Source organism: Sphingomonas bacterium, from assembly GCF_028292945.1.
In the GTDB taxonomy this organism is placed as follows: domain Bacteria; phylum Pseudomonadota; class Alphaproteobacteria; order Sphingomonadales; family Sphingomonadaceae; genus Sphingomonas.
The window spans coordinates 1-16731 of sequence record NZ_JAQGLJ010000058.1 but is presented as its reverse complement, the minus strand read 5'-3'; the positions used below and the strand labels follow the sequence as shown (position 1 = coordinate 16731).

Here is a 16731-nt window from a genome sequence, read left to right as displayed (position 1 = left end):
CCGGTCGCGACGATCCCGTCGACCATGTTCGACCGCACCAGCTCGGCATACAGGTCCATGCAGCCCGCCGCCGAAGTCGACCCGGCGATCACCAGGAACACCGTGCAGTCCTTGTCGCCCAGCATCTGGTTGTAGATGCCGGTCGCGCGCGCGAGATCGCGCGACGTGAAGCTCATCTTGTCCATCGCGTCGATGATCGGCCGCGCGTCGAACGTGCGGATATCGACATGCTCGACCTGCTTCGACAGCAGCTCGGCCTTGCGGTTGGTGCGGGTTTGGTCGTTCATTGGTTCACCGTATTGAGATTGGCGGCGTCGTTCGTGGGGACGCGATAACCCAAATCCTTCGTCACCCCGGACTTGATCCGTGGTCCCGCTTCTTCTGCTCAGGGCAAGGCAGCGGGACCCCGTCTCAAGGCCGGGGCGACGGTGTTTGTTCCCTGAAGCCGCTACAACTTGACGACGTTGCTCGCGCGCTGCTCTTCCAGCTCGACGTACAGCGAGGCCATCGGCTCGTCCTCGACCATGACCGTGCGCTCCGAGCCGAAGCCGTTGAACTGCGTCCGCATCGCGGCACCATATGCGCCCAGCATGCCGATCTCCAGATAATCGCCGGCCTTAACGTCCGCTGGCAGCAGGAACGGTCCTGCCATGTGATCCATGTCGTCGCAGGTCGGCCCGTAAAAGCTGAACGGATGATCGCGCACCGTGGACTGCGGCTCGCGCAGCAGCGTGACCGGAAACCGCCAGCCGATATGCGCCGCGTCGAACAGCGCGCCATAGGCGCCGTCGTTGATGAACAGCTCGTTGCCGCGCCGTTTCTCCACCCGCACCACCAGCGACGAATATTCCGCGCACAGCGCCCGGCCCGGCTCCGCCCACAGCTCGGCGGAGTAGGACACCGGCAGGCTCTCGAACGCGCGCTCGATGGCGGCGAAGTACAGCTCCAGCGGCGGCGGCTCCATGCCGGGATAGGTCGACGGAAAACCGCCGCCCACATCCACCACGTCCACCGTCACCGCAGCCTCGACGATCGCCGCGCGCACGCGCTCCATCGCCTGGGTGTAGGCGTCGGGCGTCATCGCCTGCGACCCGACATGAAAGCAGATGCCCAGCGCATCCGCGGCCTGCCGCGCCTCGAACAGCAGCTCCTTCGCCTCGTGCGGCAGCACGCCGAACTTGGATGCCAGCGAATATTTCGCATGCTCCGACGACACACGCAGCCGCACACACAGCGTCAGATCGCTCGCGTTCTCCCCGGTGTCCTGCACGGTCGCGCGAAGGATTTTCTCCAGCTCCTCGATCGAATCGAGCGAAAAGACGCGGCAGCCGTACTTCCAGTACGCCTCGTGCACCGCTTCCTCGGCCTTGACCGGGTGCATGAAGCACAGCGTCGCATCGGGCAGGGTGCGCGCGACCAGCCGCACCTCGGCAATCGAGGCGACGTCGTAATGCGTGATGCCGCTGTCCCACAGGATCTGCAGCAGATCGGGCGACGGGTTCGCCTTGACCGCATACATCGACCGCCCAGCGAACTTCTCGACGAAGAAGCGGGCGGCACGCGCGGCGGCGTGCGGGCGCACGAGCGTCACCGGGTCGACCGGCTGGCTCCTGGCGATGTCGATGCCACCTCCCGAAGCCGGGGAAACGGCGGTCGAAAGAGGCGCTAGCCCCAACGCGTTATGATGCTGATGCAACTCAAGGGACCTCCAGGTGGCTTTCGCCGAGCGTTAAAAAACACTGCCTTGCGGTTGGAAGTCCCATGGGGCAGCGGGGAGCGATGTAGGGGGGGTGACCCCCCCTGTAAAGCGATTGCGAAGAACGGGACGAAAAACTGTGACTATCGTGCGACAGCCGACCCGCGCCGGAGTGCGCGACGCCGCCGCGAAGGTCGCGGCGATCCTGCCGCCGACCCCGCTGTTCGTGCAGCGATTCGGGGGCGTCGAGGTGGCGCTCAAGGCCGAATCGCTGCAGCCGGTCGGCGCGTTCAAGATCCGCGGCGCGTGGCACCGGCTGACCGCGCTGGACGACGAGGCGAGGGCGAGGGGCGTGGTGGCGTTCTCGTCCGGCAACCACGCGCAGGGCGTCGCCTGGGCGGCGAAACGGCTCGGCATCGTCGCGACCATCGTCATGCCGCACGACGCGCCGGCGGTGAAGCGCGACGCGACGCTGGCGCTGGGCGCGGAGGTGGTCGGCTATGACCGAGCAACGCAAAGCCGGGAACAGATCGCCGGGCAGCTTGCCGAAGCGAGGGGCGCGACGCTGGTGCCGAGCTTCGACGACGCCTGGGTGATCGAGGGGCAGGGGAGTGCGGGCATCGAGGCACGCCGCCAGATGGAAGCGGCCGGGCTGGGCGAGCCGCGCCACATCGTCACCCCCTGCGGCGGCGGCGGCCTCGCGGCGGGGCTCGCTCTGGGGCTGACAGAGGCGCGCATCACCGTCGTCGAACCGGAGGGGTGGGACGACATGCGCCGGTCGCTGGAGGCGGGCTGGATCGAGGAGATCGGCCCCAACCCGCCGCCGACCGCGTGCGATTCGCTGCAGACGCAGCGGGTGTCGCCGCTGACCTTCGACGTGCTGTCACGGCGCGGCGCGGAGGGGGTCGCGGTGAGCGAGACGGAAACGGCGGCCGCGCAACGCTGGGCGGCGGCGAAACTGCGGCTGGTGCTTGAGCCGGGCGGCGCGGTGGCGCTTGCCGCGCTGCTGGCGGGCACGGTGCGGCCGGAGCCGGGGATGCTGGTGATCCTGTCGGGCGGGAATGTGGACGTGGCGGCTTATGCCAAGGTGCTCGCGGGTGACTGAGCGAGCCGCCATTCCGGCACTCCACCCTTCCCCGACGAACGCCGGAGAAGAGGCTGGCGGGGTGGTCAGTTGATGGGAACCCTCGCCCCTACCATGGCCATGCTCGCCGCTTTCACCCTCGCCTGGTTCGGCGGCAAGCTCGCCTGGCGTGGCGGCGCGGAGCGTACCAAGGGCGTGCTGATGCTCGTCATGGCCGCCGTGCTGCTCGGCAATGTGCTGATCTGGACGGTCTAACCGCCGCGGATCAGCGGACCGGCAACCCGCGGCTGGACCTCAATCCCGCCTCCCCCGACGCAAGTCGGGGTCCAGCCGTCCGCGCCGCGGACTAGGCCCCGGCGTCCGCCGGGGATGCGTTCATCGAGGCCGGACCCAACTCTCGGGCGGCGAGGCTTGCGCCCGTTCGACGTCACGGGGCGCCTCCCGTGACCGGCCAGTCTCACCGTATCGGCGAGTTCGGGTCCAGCCGCATGTCCAGATACTTGTCCACGCTGCCCATCAGATCCCCCATCTCGTGCTCGAAGAAATGGTTCGCCTTCGGGATCGTGTCGTGGTGGATGGTGATGTGCCGCTGGGTGCGCAGCTTGTCGACAAGCTTCTGCACCGCGCCGCCGGCGACCACTTCGTCATTCTCGCCCTGGATGATGATGCCCGAAGACGGGCACGGCGCCAGGAACGTGAAGTCGAACATGTTGGCAGGCGGCGCGATCGAGATGAACCCGCGCACTTCGGGCCGTCGCATCAGCAGCTGCATGCCGATCCATGCGCCGAAGCCGAACCCCGCCACCCAGGTCGTCGACGCCTCCGGATGGAACGATTGCACCCAGTCGAGCGCCGAAGCCGCGTCGGACAGCTCGCCGACGCCGTTGTCGAACACGCCCTGGCTCTTGCCGACACCGCGAAAGTTGAAGCGCAGCACCGCGAACCCGCGCCGCTGGAACGTCTTGTACAGCTCCTGGACGATGCGGTTGTTCATCGTCCCGCCCGACGACGGATGTGGGTGCAGGATCATCGCGACGGGCGCGCGGGGGCGCGGGGCGGGGGCGAAACGCCCCTCCAGACGGCCTTCGGGGCCGGGAAAGATGACTTCGGGCATGGGAGGAACCTTGACGCGAAAAAGGGCGGGGTGAACCCCCGTATCGCGGCGCTATATAGCTAGAACGCACCCGATTGGAACGTCTTTGCCGGACCGCCTGTACCTTGACCACGCCGCCACCACGCCACCGACGCCTGCCGCCCGTGCGGCGGTGGCGGACGGCATGGCGCACTGGGCCAATCCGTCGAGCCCGCACGCCGAGGGCCGCGCCGCACGGGCGGCGCTGGAGTCGGCGCGTGCGGCGATCGCTGCTGCCCATCGCTGGTCGGGCGAACTGCTGCTGACGAGCGGCGCGACCGAGGCGCTGTCGATCGCCCTCAACCGCGCGATCGTGACCAGCCGACTGGTCAGAGCGGTGGAGCACGACGCGGTGCTGCGGGTATGCGCGGAGACGGAGGTGCTGCCAGTCGGGCGAGATGGGTTGCTGACGGGCGAAAGTGTCTCGACTTTCCTCGACACGAACGAAACGCGTCACCGTAACTCACCTCCGTTCGTCCCGAGCGAAGTCGAGGGACACAGCCGCGCCCTCTTCTGCATGCAATGGGCAAATTCCGAAACCGGCGTCCGCCAGCCGGTCGCCGCCGTTGCCGACGCGGTCCACGCCGCCGGTCACCTCCTCTTGGTCGACGCCGCACAGATGCCCGCAGTCAGCACCGACATCGCCGAGCACGCCGACTTCGTCGCGCTCTCCGCGCACAAGCATGGCGGCCCACCCGGCATCGGCGCGCTGCTCGTCCGCGACCTCGCGACGCTCGCCCCCACCGGCGGGCAGGAGCGCGGCTACCGCCCCGGCACCGAAAACCTTCCGGGCGCACTCGGTTGGGCCGCCGCGCTCGCAGAGCCCGAGCCGGTCGAGTGCTGGGCGACGCTGCGCGCGCGTCTCGACGACGCGATCCTGCGCTCGGGCGGCGAGATTGTCGCCAAGAATAGCCCGCGCCATCCCGCAATCGCCAGCTATCGCATGCCCGGCGTCGCCGCAGCGGCGCAGCTGATCCGCTTCGACCTCGCCGGCATCGCCGTGTCGGCGGGCAGCGCCTGCTCGTCGGGCAGCCTCAAGCCCAGCCACGTCCTCGCCGCGCTCGGCTACAGCGACGAGGCCGGTCGCGAGGTCATCCGCATCAGCTTCGGTCGCGACACGAGCGAAGCGGACGTCGAGCGCGCCATCGCCGCATGGCGCGACGTCGCCCGGGCGACGCGGCGGTTCGCGGCGTGAAGCTCCCCACTCCGTTCTGAGCCTGTCCGCCACATGATCTACCTCGACTACCAGGCCACCACGCCGCTCGCCCCCGAGGCGCTCGACGCGATGCTCCCCTGGCTGCGTGACCAGCACGCCAATCCGCACAGCGCCCACCGCCCCGCTCGCGCCGCAAAGGCCGCGGTGGAGGTGGCGCGCGAGCAGGTGGCAGCCCTGCTCCCACCCGGTGGCCGCGTGGTCTTCACCAGCGGGGCGACCGAGGCGCTGAACTGGGCGATCAAGGGGACCACCGGCCCAATCGTAACCCTCGCGACCGAGCACGCGGCCGTGCTCGACACGGTGGCGGCCGAGGCGGCGAAGGGCAGGGCGGTAACAATGCTCCCGGTCGGGGCAGACGGACTGACCGACCTTGAGGATGCCCGCGCAGCAATCGCCGTCGGCACTGGCCTGGTCGCAGCGATGCTCGTCAACAACGAGATCGGCGTGATCCAGCCGATCGCCGCGCTCGCCGACGCTGCGCACGAAGCCGGCGCGCTGGTCCTGTGCGACGCGGTGCAGGGCTGTGGCCGCGTGGCCATCCCTCAGAACGTCGATCTGGTCGCGATCTCCGCTCACAAGATCTACGGCCCCAAAGGCATCGGCGCGCTGTGGATCCGCGACGGCGTGGCGCTGGAGCCGCTGCTGCACGGCGGCGATCAGGAGGGCGGCCGCTCGGGCACGCTCTCGCCGGCGCTGTGTGCGGGGTTCGGGGTCGCAGCGGCACTGATGAAGGAGCGGGAGGCGAAGGACCGGGCGCACATCGAGGCACTGTGGGAACTCGCCACCCGCCTTTTGCGCCTCCCCGGCGGAAGCCGGGGCCTGGTCGGCCGCGCCGCGGACTGGGCCCCGGCTTCGGCCGGGGAAGCACTCAAATCCGGCGAGTATCGCCTCAACGGCTCCCCCACACACCGCTATGCCGGCAACCTCAACATCCGTCTGCCCGGCCTCGACGTCGCCCGCCTGATGTCCGACCTGCGCGACTTCGCCTTCTCCGCCGGCTCCGCCTGCGCCAGCGGCTCCGGGCGCCCCAGCCATGTGCTGCGCGCGATCGGCCTCACCGACGCGCAGGCGCGCTCCTCGATCCGCCTCGGCTGGGGTCGCTACACGACCCAAGCCGAGCTGACCGGCGCGATCACCCGCATCGACGCCGCGGCGCGGGCGCAAGCATGAAACTGCGCTTCATCGACAAGGACGGCGTGGTGGAGGCCGATGGCCGGCCCGGCGACCGCCTGCTCGACGCCGCACAGGCCGCCGGGCTGCCGCTGGAGGGCACCTGCGACGGCGACATGGCGTGCGCGACCTGCCACGTGATCGTCGACCCCGCCGACTTCCCCCGGCTGTCACCGGCGAGCGGCGACGAGGAGGACCTGCTCGATCTCGCCTATGCGGCCACGCGGACCAGCCGCCTCGCGTGCCAGATCATCCTCGCCGACGCGCTCGACGGGCTGACGGTGCGCATCGCCTGACGGAACCCCGGCGGGAAGCATGGGTTACGACACTGCCCGTCGGTGATGACGGGTGTGTAACGAGTCACAGGAGAGCATCGATGAAGTTCCTTCTCCCCATCGCCGCCGCGCTGATCGCCACCGTCGGCGCCACCGCTCCGGCCGCCGCGGCGCCCGTGCAGGAGCGCGTCGTCGTGCGCGAGCGGATCGTCACACCCGACGTCAGGAGCCGCGTCTCCGTCCGCGAGCGCACCACCGTGACGCGTTCGTCGGGCTATCGCAGCCGCTACAAGCGCGTATGCCGCGTCCGCTATCGCAACGGCGAGCGCATCCGCACCTGCCGCAACGTGCGCCGCTACCGGTAAGTCGCAGCGGGCACGCAGACTGGGGCGCTAGTCTGCGTGGCCCGCAAGACCGGCCGGGCTCGCTAGCCGAGCGTCGACGTCACGGGATTCACTCCCGTCGGGGGTGGTCCGGGGTGGGGTTACTTGCCGCCGCCGCCCGGGTCCGCCATAGGCGCGGGCGAGAGTCGGGCGGACGTGGTCGTCGCCAACCTGGTCAGGGCCGGAAGGCAGCAGCCACAACGATTTCCCCACGGGTCGTTCCGGCTCTCACCGCGCAGGCTGCGAGAGAGCGCCTGCCGCTCGCGCAGCCAAGCGCGGCCAGGCTCGCGAGGCGAGCTTCGACGTCACGGGTTTGCTCCCTTGGCGCGCTCCACCATCGCCCTTGCGTCCCCCCCCACCCCTCGCTAGATGCCTCACCCATCCGACAGCGAGGATGACCATCGGCCGCCTTCCCACCGGGGAAGCGGGCGGCGGACCCATGTCTCCGAACGCAGGCGAGCACCGTGGCCAAGACGACCCCTCTCGAGTTCATCCGCCAGGTCCAGGCCGAGACCAAGAAGGTCGTCTGGCCGACCTGGAAGGAGACGTGGATGACCGGGGTGATGGTCGCGATCATGACCACGATCCTCGCCATCTTCTTCTTCGGCGTCGACTCGGCGTTCAGCGCGATCGTCGGTCAGCTGCTCAAGCTCGCCCAATAGCCGCGACAACTCAGGACACATAGACAATGGCGCGCTGGTACATCATCCATGCCTATTCGGGCTTCGAGGGCAAGGTCCGCGACGCGATCATGAGCGAGGCGACGCGGCTCGGCCTCGATCGCCTGGTCGAGCAGATCGAAGTCCCGACCGAGACGATCACGGAGGCGCGGCGCGGCAAGAAGATCGCCGTCGAGCGCAAGTTCATGCCCGGCTACGTGCTCGCCAAGCTCGACATGAACGACCAGGTCTATCACCTCGTCAAGAACACCCCCAAGGTCACCGGCTTCCTGGGCTCGATGGGCAAGCCGCAGGCGATCAGCGAGGCCGAAGCCACGCGGATGCTCAACTCCAAGGAGGAAGCCGCCGCCAACCCGATCAAGCAGAAGATCAAGGTCGACTACGAGATCGGCGACGCGGTCAAGGTGCTCGACGGCCCGTTCGCGAGCTTCAACGGCACGGTCGAGGAGCTCGATTTCGACAAGGCCAAGGTCAAGGTCAGCGTCAGCATCTTTGGTCGCGCGACGCCGGTGGAGCTCGACTTCGAACAGGTCGAGCGGAGCAAGTAAGCCGCCAGCGCGCACGCGCCTGGCCTAAGCTGGAAGCGAGACGTGCCGGGCAGGGGCGGCGGGGCGGCCAAGCCTTTTTCGGGCCGAGCCCGTCCGACGAGTCACGCGATTTACTTGCGTGACCGGACCCGCCGTTCACCATGCGCCCGCCGCGGCGAGGCCGCGTCGTCGTCCCTCGGCGTCGCCGAGGCCGGCCGGGCCTGCGCGGTCTCCCGGCCAGCTGCACTGCCCGCGTGCCGCTTCGGCCGCACCTGATCCAGCGCCGGCAGCATGATGGCGCGGGGGTAATAACGTCGTCTAGCTGAGCCGCTTGGATTGTATCCACAATGGATCTCTGTGTTGACAGGGTCGCTGATTCTGAGCCGCCGCCGCAGCCCTTGAGCCCTCGCTCCCCATCTGCTACCGCCGCCCGCTTCCAAGCACATCGCTGGAAACTTGACCGCGGGAGGGCTCACGCCCGCTATCACCGCTAAAAGGAAGAACATGGCCAAAAAGATCACCGGCTACATCAAGCTGCAGGTGCCCGCCGGCGCCGCCAATCCCTCGCCGCCGATCGGGCCGGCGCTGGGGCAGCGTGGCGTCAACATCATGGAATTCTGCAAGCAGTTCAATGCATCGACCGGCGACACGGAAAAGGGCACGCCGCTGCCTACCGTCATCACCGTCTATGCCGACCGCTCGTTCAGCTTCGAGACCAAGACGCCGCCCGCGACCTTCCTGCTCAAGAAGGCGGCCGGGCTGAAGTCTGGCTCCAAGGAGCCGGGCAAGACGTCCGCGGGGACGATCAAGCGCTCGCAGCTCGCCGAGGTCGCGACCGCGAAGATGAAGGATCTGAACGCGAACGACCTCGAAGCCGCGACGAAGATCATCGAAGGCAGCGCACGGGCGATGGGCCTGCAAGTGGTGGAGGGCTGATCATGGCACTGAGCAAGAAGCAGAAGGCGAACCCGGTCTCCCCGGAGAAGCTGCACGGCGTCGACGAGGCGATCGCGCTCGCCCGCACCGGCGCGACGAGCAAGTTCGACGAGACGATCGAGGTCGCCCTCAATCTGGGCGTCGATCCTCGCCACGCCGACCAGATGGTCCGCGGCGTCGTCAACCTGCCCAAGGGCACGGGCAAGACCGTCCGTGTCGGCGTGTTCGCACGCGGCGCGAAGGCGGACGAGGCGCGTGAAGCCGGTGCCGACGTGGTCGGCGCGGAGGATCTGATGGAGATCATCCAGGGCGGCAAGATCGAGTTCGATCGCTGCATCGCGACGCCCGACCTGATGGGCGTGGTCGGCCGGCTCGGCAAGGTGCTCGGCCCCAAGGGGCTGATGCCGAACCCGAAGCTCGGCACGGTGACGATGAACGTCGCGCAGGCGGTCAAGGACGCCAAGGGCGGTCAGGTGGAATACCGCGTCGAGAAGGCGGGCATCATCCACTCGGGCATCGGCAAGGCAAGCTTCCCGGCCGAGGACCTGCGCGCGAACTTCGACGCGCTGGTCGATGCGGTGGTCCGCGCCAAGCCGTCGGGCGCGAAGGGCAAGTACCTGCGCAAGATCGCGGTGAGCTCGACCATGGGTCCCGGGATCCGGGTCGACGTGGCCGAAGTCGCGGGCGCGTAGGCCTTTCACGTCATCGTGTTGAGGAAGGGCTGGGCGCGATCCCAGCCCTTTTTCGTTTATGGCGAACCAGAGCGGGTGCGTTTCCACAGCAACTGGCACGGGAGCTCGGATTCGAACCGAGGGCCTTCGGTTTTGGAGACCGACGCTCTAACCAGCTGAGCTACACCCGTCCGCTGCCCCCGCCATATAGCGCCGCGCCGCGAGCGCGGCAAGCGGGGGCGCGTTGTCGTTGGCGGCCGACGACGCGGACGCGAAACGGCGGGCGAGCAGCCAGACGCTGACCCCTACCGTGGCCGCCAGGGTCGGGCCTGCCAGCAGGTTTGCCCGGAACGCCGGCACGAACCAAACAAGCCAGGCGACCGCCTGTAGGACAGCGAAAACCGGCAACGCCTCCGCTGCTTGTCGCCACGGAGAAGGACGCCGATCGCAGGACCGGAAGTTCGCACCGTTGCTCATGCCTCCTGTCCTGCCAACTCTGCCTTAAGCTCGCGTTGCTCGCCTGTCGCAGGCGCGGCGCGATGGTGCTGATGTGCCTTCCATTCCTCCCAGATGATCTGAATCGAACCGGCGATCAGGATCAGCGGATTGGCCACCACCTGCCCCGAGAACTGGTCTGAAAAGGCGAGGTTCTTGGGGGCGAGTATCAGGCAGGAACAGATCATTACGGCGCGCGCGCGGTCGTCCAGAGTACCGCCCTCATGCTCGCGGGCCAGCAGGAGGATCGGCAGGACGAACGGCAGCAGGTGGTAGTCGGCGAAGATCGTCGAGCCGAGCGTGTAGGCAGCGGCGGTCAGGAACAGCAGCGAGGACGGCCGAAGCGCCTGACGCCACGCCAGCGCGGCCGTCGCCAGCGCAATCAGCGCTGCGGGAAGCAGCGCCAGGGTGTCCAATCCCGGGCGGAACCCGAAGACCAGCTTGAGCGCGCCGAAGGTCGACGAGCCGTAGGCGACGCCCAGATCGTGCACGACATACATATCGTAGTAGATGCGCAGGGCCGCGTGAAAAGTCTGTAGCGTGTAACCGGGATGCAGCGCGTGGGCGCCCCAAAGCGCCACCAACGTGACGACTGCCCCCGTCGCGCCGAAGCGGATCAGCATCGGCACGCGACCGGCGGCGGTCAGCGCGAACAGCGGCAGCAGGAAAGCGACGGCGTTGGGGCGGATACAGCAGGCCAGCGCGAGCAGCACGGCCGCCTTTGGCGATTCTGGCTGCCGCAGCACTGTCAGCATCGAGTGGATGATGAGCAGGCCGGCGGCCCCCGCGTACAGATTGCCGCGCAGGAGCACCATAGCGGCAGGATAGCAGGCAAGCCCGGCGAGCGCCCAGAACATGCCTTCCCGCCGGCTGTCGGCCTGACGCATAGCCAACGCGATCCACCATCCCGCCAATGCCACCAACTGAGCCGCGAACAGCAGCACGGGGTCTACCCACGTCATCGCTTGCACGTTGATGAGGCAGAACAATGCGGTGATCGGCGTCACGTGCAGGGTGGTAAGTTGATTGCGGGCCAGACCCTCGACCCCGGCATAGTCGCCCGATGCCTGATACCGTGCGATCCGCTCGCCCAGTCCTCCGAGTGTCGATGGTTGCACCGCGTCCCCACCGGGAAAAGCGAGGATGAACTTGAAATAATCCCCGAACAGGTCGGCGGACAGCGGCAAGAGACTTGCGGTGCTCCACCCCATCGCTCGCGCGAGCAGCACGAAGCCAAGATCAAGGCCCACGATACTCAGGATCAGCAACGTGCAACGCCGGGCGACCAACGTCGAGGGATTGGGGATTGGACAGTTGACGTCGCGTCGCATGCGCTTCGATATGACGCCTGAACGCTAAAATTTGCTTGCCCCGGTAAGCCCATTTTAAGCCTCTGCGACCATTCAGGTGGAGGAAAGGTCGCCACCGATGACTGTTGCTGTTCGTCGACTTACGCCTGCCGATCTGACGCCCCAGCTGATGCGGTTTGCCGTTGCAGGGCTTGGGGTCACCCTCTTTTCCGCAGCAATCTATCTGGTTTTGTCGATGGCATTGGGCTTGCCCGCCCTGTTGGCGAACGTCGCCGGCCACCTGTGTGGTGTCGTTCTTGGCTTCCAGGTTCATAGTCGGTGGAGTTTTCGCCACCACGACCGGCGCGACGGCTTGCTGCGACTGCTGCAATTTGCCGCCGGGTCAGGCGCATCGTTCCTCTTAAACTGCTTTTGGGTCTGGACGTTGGTCGACGGCCTTGGCGCGTCGCCATGGGTGGCCGCGCCCGCGATGCTGTTCGTGACGCCGCTCGCGAGCTTCGCGATCAACCGTTGGTGGGTATTCGCCGGGGACTGATCGTCCTTCGGGCTGCCCAGCGGGCTCGCTCGCATGACGGGCTCAAGGATGCAGGTGTACCCGTTGACCGGGTCGAGGGGCGACGCTATGACACCCGCGTCCGAAGACTCATCGTTGGGTCGGCGGACGCGCTTGAACATTGCTGGATGCGCTTGCCGGGTCCTTGTGGCCCTTTTTCGCATTCAATCTGTCCAGCTCCAGCAAAGTAACCCTCGAAAGGTGAAGGGCTTCATGCCGACGATCAACCAACTGGTTCGCAAGGGTCGCGAGCCGCAAAAGGCCAAGAGCAAGGTTCCTGCGATGGAGCAGAACCCGCAGAAGCGGGGCGTCTGCACGCGCGTCTACACGACGACGCCTAAGAAGCCGAACTCTGCATTGCGCAAGGTGGCCAAGGTCCGCCTGACCAATCAGCGCGAGGTCATCAGCTATATCCCGGGCGAGGGGCACAACCTCCAGGAGCATTCGGTGGTGCTGATCCGTGGCGGTCGCGTGCGCGATCTGCCGGGCGTGCGCTATCATGTTCTGCGCGGCGTGCTCGACACGCAGGGTGTCAAGGACCGGCGCCAGTCGCGTTCCAAGTACGGGGCCAAGCGCCCCAAGTAAGCGCCAGCGTCATGCTGGGCTCATCGCTGAAATCCGAAGGAAGATCTAATGGCTCGTCGTCGTCGCCCCGAAAAGCGGGAAATCCTGCCTGACCCCCGTTTCGGGGATGAGGTGCTGTCCAAATTTATGAATTCCGTCATGTACGACGGCAAGAAGTCGGTCGCCGAGCTGATCGTGTACGGCGCGATGGAGACGGTGGAGACCCGCGCGAAGCGCGATCCGCTGGGCGTGTTTCATGACGCGCTCAACAACATCAAGCCGGGCATCGAGGTCCGCAGCCGCCGCGTCGGCGGCGCGACCTATCAGGTGCCGGTCGAGGTGCGGCCCGAGCGCGCGCAGGCGCTGGCCATCCGCTGGCTGATCTCGGCGGCGCGCTCGCGTTCGGAGAACACCATGGCCGCTCGCCTGTCGGGCGAGTTGCTGGACGCGTCGAACAACCGCGGCAACGCGGTGAAGAAGCGCGAAGACACACACCGCATGGCCGAGGCCAACCGGGCCTTCAGCCACTATCGTTGGTAGGCTTGGAAGCCTTCCGATCTGACCTATATCGTGGGGAGCTTGGCCAGGTGCTACGCTCCCCACATCGCTAAGGAAGCACCGACATGGCCCGCAGCCATCCGCTCGAGAAGTACCGCAACATCGGCATCATGGCGCATATCGACGCTGGCAAGACGACGACGACCGAGCGCATCCTCTATTATACCGGCAAGTCCTACAAGATCGGCGAAGTGCATGAAGGCACCGCGACGATGGACTGGATGGAGCATGAGCAGGAGCGCGGGATCACGATCACGTCGGCCGCGACGACGTGCTTCTGGGACGATCACCGCATCAACATCATCGATACGCCCGGCCACGTCGATTTCACGATCGAGGTCGAGCGCTCGCTGCGCGTGCTGGACGGTGCGATCACCTGTTTCGATGGCGTCGCCGGTGTCGAGCCGCAGTCCGAGACGGTGTGGCGTCAGGCCGACAAGTACAACGTGCCGCGGATGTGCTTCGTCAACAAGCTGGATCGCACTGGCGCCAATTTCGAGCGCTGCGTGGAGATGATCAAGGATCGTCTCGGCGCGCGCCCGGCGATCCTGTATCTGCCGATCGGCATCGAGGGCGGGTTCAAGGGCCTGGTCGATCTGGTCGAGAACCGTGCGATCATCTGGCTCGAGGAGTCGCTGGGCGCGAAGTTCGAATATCAGGAAATCCCGGCTGAGTTGGCCGACGCCGCTGCTACCGCACGGTCGGAATTGATCGAGATGGCCGTCGAGCAGGACGACGACCTGATGGAAGCTTATCTGGAGGGCACCGAACCCACGGTTGCGCAGCTCAAGGCGCTGATCCGCAAAGGCACGCTGAATTCATCGTTCGTGCCGATCCTGTGCGGGTCCGCGTTCAAGAACAAGGGTGTTCAGCCGCTGCTGGACGCGGTGGTCGATTACCTGCCGTCGCCGCTCGACGTGCCCGCGATCAAGGGCCTGAAGATGGACGGCGTGACGGAGACGGAGCGCGCGGCGGCCGACGACGCGCCGTTCTCGGCGCTCGCGTTCAAGATCATGAACGATCCGTTCGTCGGCACGCTGACCTTCGCGCGCATCTATTCCGGCAAGCTGGAGACGGCCTCGTCGGTGCAGAATTCGGTCAAGGACAAGAAGGAGAAGGTCGGCCGCATGCTGTTGATGCATGCCAATGACCGCGAGGACATCCAGGTGGCGTACGCTGGCGATATCGTGGCACTTGCGGGGCTGAAGGATACCACCACCGGCGATACGCTGTGCGCGCAGAACGATCCGGTCATTCTGGAGCGGATGGAGTTCCCCGAGCCGGTCATCGAAGTCTCGGTCGAGCCGAAGACCAAGGCCGACCAGGAGAAGATGGGCGTGGCGCTCAATCGTCTTGCCCGCGAGGACCCGTCGTTCCGGGTGTCGACCGATCACGAATCGGGCCAGACCATCCTCAAGGGGATGGGCGAGCTTCACCTGGAGATCATGGTCGACCGGATGAAGCGCGAGTTCAAGGTCGAGGCAAATGTCGGCGCGCCGCAGGTGGCGTATCGCGAGTATCTCGCGAAGAAGGTCGATGTCGACTATACGCACAAGAAGCAGTCGGGTGGCTCGGGCCAGTTCGGTCGCGTCAAGTTCACGGTCACGCCGGGCGAGCGCGGCTCCGGCATCATCTTCAGCGATGACGTCAAGGGCGGCAACATCCCGAAGGAGTACATCCCGTCGGTTGAGAAGGGGATGCGCGAGACCGCGGCGACGGGATCGCTGATCGGCTTCCCGATCATCGACTTCGAGTTTTCGCTGTACGACGGTGCCTATCACGACGTCGACTCCTCGGCGCTGGCGTTCGAGATCTGCGCGCGCGCTGCGATGCGCGAGGCCGCGCAGAAGGCTGGCATCAAGCTGCTGGAGCCGATCATGAAGGTCGAGGTCGTCACCCCGGAGGATTATCTGGGCGACGTCATCGGCGACATGAACTCACGCCGTGGCCAGATCCAGGGCACCGACTCGCGCGGCAACGCGCAGACCGTCGAGGCGATGGTGCCGCTGGCGAACATGTTCGGCTATGTGAACCAGCTCCGCTCGTTCACGCAGGGCCGGGCGAGCTACTCCATGGAGTTCTCGCATTATGACGAAGTGCCAGCGAACGTCGCCGACGAGGTAAAGGCTAAGTTGGCGTAATGGGCTGCGCCCGTCGGGCTAGCCTAACATTCATCCACTCGCTATGGGGCCGCCTTCGGTGCGGCTCCGCTCGCGATCCAGCATAGATTCGTAGAAGGTAGGAAACATGGCCAAGGCTAAATTCGAGCGGAACAAGCCGCATCTCAACATCGGCACGATCGGCCACGTCGATCATGGCAAGACGTCGCTGACGGCGGCGATCACCAAGGTGCTGGCCGAGACGACCGGCGGCGTCGCGGTCGATTTCGCCAACATCGACAAGGCTCCCGAAGAGCGCGAGCGCGGCATCACGATTTCGACCGCACACGTCGAGTACGAGACGACGGCGCGCCACTATGCGCACGTCGATTGCCCAGGCCACGCCGATTACGTGAAGAACATGATCACGGGTGCCGCGCAGATGGACGGCGCGATCCTGGTGGTCTCCGCCGCCGACGGCCCGATGCCCCAGACGCGCGAGCACATCCTGCTCGCCCGCCAGGTCGGCGTCCCCGCCCTGGTGGTGTTCCTCAACAAGACCGACATGGCCGACCCCGACCTGCTCGAACTGGTCGAGATGGAAGTGCGCGAGCTGCTGTCCTCCTACCAGTACCCGGGCGACGACATCCCGATCATCCATGGCTCGGCGCTGATGGCGCTCGAGGACAAGGACCCGGAGAAGGGCGAGCAGGCGATCCTGAAGCTGATGGCGGCGGTGGACGAGTTCATCCCCCAGCCGGTCCGCGCGATGGACCGCCCCTTCCTGATGCCGGTCGAAGACGTGTTCTCGATCTCGGGCCGCGGCACGGTCGTGACCGGTCGCGTCGAGCGCGGCATCGTCAAGGTGGGCGAGGAAGTCGAGATCATCGGGCTCAAGGCCACCGTCAAGACCGTCGTCACCGGCGTCGAGATGTTCCGCAAGCTGCTGGACTCCGGGCAGGCCGGCGACAACATCGGCGCGCTGCTGCGCGGCACCAAGCGTGAGGATGTCGAGCGCGGGCAGGTTCTGGCCGCGCCGGGCTCGATCACGCCCCACACCAAGTTCAAGGCCGAGGCCTACGTGCTGACGAAGGAAGAGGGCGGGCGCCACACCCCGTTCTTCACCAACTACCATCCGCAGTTCTACTTCCGCACGACGGACGTGACCGGCGTGGTGCAGCTTCCCGAATGCGTCGAGATGGTGATGCCGGGGGATAACGTGACCATGGACGTGGAGCTCATCGCACCGATCGCGATGGATGAAGGCCTGCGGTTCGCCATCCGTGAGGGTGGCCGGACAGTGGGTGCGGGCGTTGTCGCGAAGATCGTGGCGTAAGCAGTCAGGGAAGACCGGCACATCGCCATGGACAGTCAGAATATCC

At 66.8% G+C, this 16731-nt stretch carries 20 protein-coding genes, 1 tRNA gene and 1 other RNA gene; 16 read left to right on the top strand and 6 right to left on the bottom strand.

From position 1 onward, the window contains the following. Positions 1 to 287, bottom strand: a 287-nt coding sequence (locus tag JWN21_RS07490; RefSeq protein ID WP_299647816.1) for a deoxyhypusine synthase family protein, incomplete at its 3' end; no start/stop codon positions are given. 161 nt (positions 288 to 448) lie between these two features. Continuing rightward, on the bottom strand, positions 449 to 1696 hold the full coding sequence (locus JWN21_RS07485; RefSeq protein WP_299647814.1) for a type III PLP-dependent enzyme: 1248 nt from the start codon (positions 1694 to 1696) through the stop codon (positions 449 to 451). Positions 1697 to 1835: 139 nt separating this feature from the next. Between JWN21_RS07485 and JWN21_RS07480 the strand changes: the two genes are divergently transcribed. Then, positions 1836 to 2801, top strand: coding sequence for a threonine/serine dehydratase (locus tag JWN21_RS07480; protein WP_299647812.1), 966 nt, complete (start codon positions 1836 to 1838; stop codon positions 2799 to 2801). 93 nt (positions 2802 to 2894) lie between these two features. Next, on the top strand, positions 2895 to 3035 hold the full coding sequence (locus JWN21_RS07475; RefSeq protein WP_299647810.1) for a hypothetical protein: 141 nt from the start codon (positions 2895 to 2897) through the stop codon (positions 3033 to 3035). Between the two features lie 202 nt (positions 3036 to 3237). Here the strand turns inward: JWN21_RS07475 and JWN21_RS07470 are convergent, their stop codons facing one another. Beyond that, the gene (locus tag JWN21_RS07470; protein WP_299647808.1) at positions 3238 to 3894 is read right to left on the bottom strand and encodes an alpha/beta hydrolase; all 657 of its coding nucleotides are present in this window, start codon (positions 3892 to 3894) and stop codon (positions 3238 to 3240) included. A gap of 85 nt (positions 3895 to 3979) precedes the next feature. Here JWN21_RS07470 and JWN21_RS07465 point away from each other — a divergent pair, with 85 nt between their 5' ends. The 9 genes from JWN21_RS07465 to rplA all read left to right on the top strand — a co-directional run bounded on the left by JWN21_RS07465 (position 3980) and on the right by rplA (position 9791). Next, positions 3980 to 5107 (top strand): aminotransferase class V-fold PLP-dependent enzyme, encoded by a 1128-nt coding sequence (locus JWN21_RS07465; RefSeq protein ID WP_299647806.1) that lies wholly within the window; start codon positions 3980 to 3982, stop codon positions 5105 to 5107. Positions 5108 to 5140: 33 nt separating this feature from the next. Continuing rightward, complete coding sequence (locus JWN21_RS07460; protein ID WP_299647804.1) at positions 5141 to 6298, top strand: cysteine desulfurase family protein; 1158 nt, start codon at positions 5141 to 5143, stop codon at positions 6296 to 6298. Continuing rightward, positions 6295 to 6594: a 2Fe-2S iron-sulfur cluster-binding protein gene (locus tag JWN21_RS07455; RefSeq protein WP_299647802.1), complete on the top strand. Its 300-nt coding sequence runs from the start codon at positions 6295 to 6297 to the stop codon at positions 6592 to 6594. Before JWN21_RS07460 ends, JWN21_RS07455 begins: the two co-directional genes overlap by 4 nt. Positions 6595 to 6674: 80 nt before the next feature. Next, the gene (locus JWN21_RS07450; RefSeq protein WP_299647800.1) at positions 6675 to 6938 is read left to right on the top strand and encodes a hypothetical protein; all 264 of its coding nucleotides are present in this window, start codon (positions 6675 to 6677) and stop codon (positions 6936 to 6938) included. A 156-nt stretch (positions 6939 to 7094) separates the two neighbouring features. Then, positions 7095 to 7192: signal recognition particle sRNA small type (ffs, locus tag JWN21_RS07445), an RNA gene on the top strand. A gap of 228 nt (positions 7193 to 7420) precedes the next feature. Beyond that, complete coding sequence (secE, locus tag JWN21_RS07440) at positions 7421 to 7618, top strand: preprotein translocase subunit SecE (RefSeq protein ID WP_299647798.1); 198 nt, start codon at positions 7421 to 7423, stop codon at positions 7616 to 7618. 26 nt (positions 7619 to 7644) lie between these two features. Next, positions 7645 to 8184 (top strand): transcription termination/antitermination protein NusG, encoded by a 540-nt coding sequence (gene nusG / locus JWN21_RS07435; protein ID WP_299647796.1) that lies wholly within the window; start codon positions 7645 to 7647, stop codon positions 8182 to 8184. Between the two features lie 483 nt (positions 8185 to 8667). Next, positions 8668 to 9099 carry a 50S ribosomal protein L11 gene (gene rplK, locus JWN21_RS07430; protein WP_299647794.1) on the top strand — a complete coding sequence of 144 codons (432 nt, stop codon included), beginning with the start codon at positions 8668 to 8670 and terminating at the stop codon, positions 9097 to 9099. Then, entirely contained in the window at positions 9099 to 9791 is a 693-nt protein-coding gene (rplA, locus tag JWN21_RS07425) for a 50S ribosomal protein L1 (protein ID WP_299647818.1), read from the top strand. The genes rplK and rplA overlap by 1 nt, the downstream gene beginning before the upstream one ends. A 93-nt stretch (positions 9792 to 9884) precedes the next feature. Here rplA and JWN21_RS07420 read toward each other — a convergent pair. The 3 genes from JWN21_RS07420 to JWN21_RS07410 all read right to left on the bottom strand — a co-directional run bounded on the left by JWN21_RS07420 (position 9885) and on the right by JWN21_RS07410 (position 11554). Beyond that, positions 9885 to 9961: transfer RNA gene (locus tag JWN21_RS07420), tRNA-Trp, on the bottom strand. Continuing rightward, a complete protein-coding gene (locus tag JWN21_RS07415; RefSeq protein ID WP_299647792.1) occupies positions 9939 to 10178 on the bottom strand; it encodes a hypothetical protein in 240 nt (79 codons plus the stop codon). The genes JWN21_RS07420 and JWN21_RS07415 overlap by 23 nt, the downstream gene beginning before the upstream one ends. Before the next feature lie 65 nt (positions 10179 to 10243). Further along, positions 10244 to 11554, bottom strand: coding sequence for a hypothetical protein (locus JWN21_RS07410; RefSeq protein ID WP_299647790.1), 1311 nt, complete (start codon positions 11552 to 11554; stop codon positions 10244 to 10246). 139 nt (positions 11555 to 11693) lie between these two features. On the opposite strand from JWN21_RS07410, the gene JWN21_RS07405 reads away from it, so the two are divergent. The 5 genes from JWN21_RS07405 to tuf all read left to right on the top strand — a co-directional run bounded on the left by JWN21_RS07405 (position 11694) and on the right by tuf (position 16685). Beyond that, positions 11694 to 12110: a GtrA family protein gene (locus tag JWN21_RS07405; protein WP_299647788.1), complete on the top strand. Its 417-nt coding sequence runs from the start codon at positions 11694 to 11696 to the stop codon at positions 12108 to 12110. 231 nt (positions 12111 to 12341) lie between these two features. Beyond that, positions 12342 to 12713: a 30S ribosomal protein S12 gene (gene rpsL / locus JWN21_RS07400; RefSeq protein WP_029936467.1), complete on the top strand. Its 372-nt coding sequence runs from the start codon at positions 12342 to 12344 to the stop codon at positions 12711 to 12713. Positions 12714 to 12761: 48 nt separating this feature from the next. After that, on the top strand, positions 12762 to 13232 hold the full coding sequence (gene rpsG / locus JWN21_RS07395) for a 30S ribosomal protein S7 (protein WP_299647786.1): 471 nt from the start codon (positions 12762 to 12764) through the stop codon (positions 13230 to 13232). 83 nt (positions 13233 to 13315) lie between these two features. Beyond that, complete coding sequence (gene fusA, locus JWN21_RS07390) at positions 13316 to 15391, top strand: elongation factor G (protein WP_299647784.1); 2076 nt, start codon at positions 13316 to 13318, stop codon at positions 15389 to 15391. 106 nt (positions 15392 to 15497) lie between these two features. Further along, a complete protein-coding gene (gene tuf, locus JWN21_RS07385) occupies positions 15498 to 16685 on the top strand; it encodes an elongation factor Tu (protein WP_299647782.1) in 1188 nt (395 codons plus the stop codon). Positions 16686 to 16731: the final 46 nt, after the last annotated feature.